Origin of the sequence: Bacillus sp. Nf3 (genome assembly GCF_003028545.1) — a bacterium.
Taxonomy (GTDB): Bacteria; Bacillota; Bacilli; order Bacillales; family Bacillaceae; genus Bacillus; species Bacillus safensis.
Genome location: NZ_PYUA01000076.1, coordinates 1 through 564, shown reverse-complemented (window position 1 = coordinate 564; position 564 = coordinate 1). Strand labels below are relative to the sequence as shown.

Annotated in this window: 1 protein-coding gene; it reads left to right on the top strand. The window is 59.8% G+C overall.

The features are described from left to right. Positions 1-185: 185 nt before the first annotated feature. Positions 186-564 (top strand): TonB-dependent receptor plug domain-containing protein (locus tag C9414_RS20915; protein ID WP_181286198.1); only part of this gene is annotated, 379 nt, incomplete at its 3' end.

Sequence of the window (564 nt, the reverse complement as noted above, 5' to 3'; positions counted from 1 at the left end):
CATAAGCAACCCATTGATTTAAATGAAATAAGAGTCAATTTACCAAAATCACAGACTTGATTAACACAGCTTTAATTCTTGGCGAACGCCCGCTACTATCGGGTCAGCCTCGCGATTTGGGAGCGCTCTTTCGCTCCCCCGCCGGGCATAAACCCCAGCCAAGATTTCTTGGAGAGAGAGAGCCAATGAAACTCAAGTCCAGCCAGCTGCGTGACGCAGTTGTGATCGCGCTTGTCGCCGGTGCCAGCACCGCGACGGCCCACGCCCAGGAAGCCACCAACCTCGACCGTATCGAGGTCACCGGTTCGCGCATCCGCCAGGTCGATACCGAAACCGCACAGCCGGTGATGACCATCAGCCGCGACCAGATCGAGAAGCAGGGCTTCAAGTCGGTCGCCGACATCCTGCAGAACATCCCGGCCGCCGGTTCGCCTGCCATCAGCCGTACCTCCCCGCTCAGCTCGGGCGAAGCGGTCGGCGGTTACTACATCGACCTGCGCAACCTGGGTGCCAACCGCACCCTGATCCTGATCGACGGCCGCCGCCTGGGCATCACCAACGCCG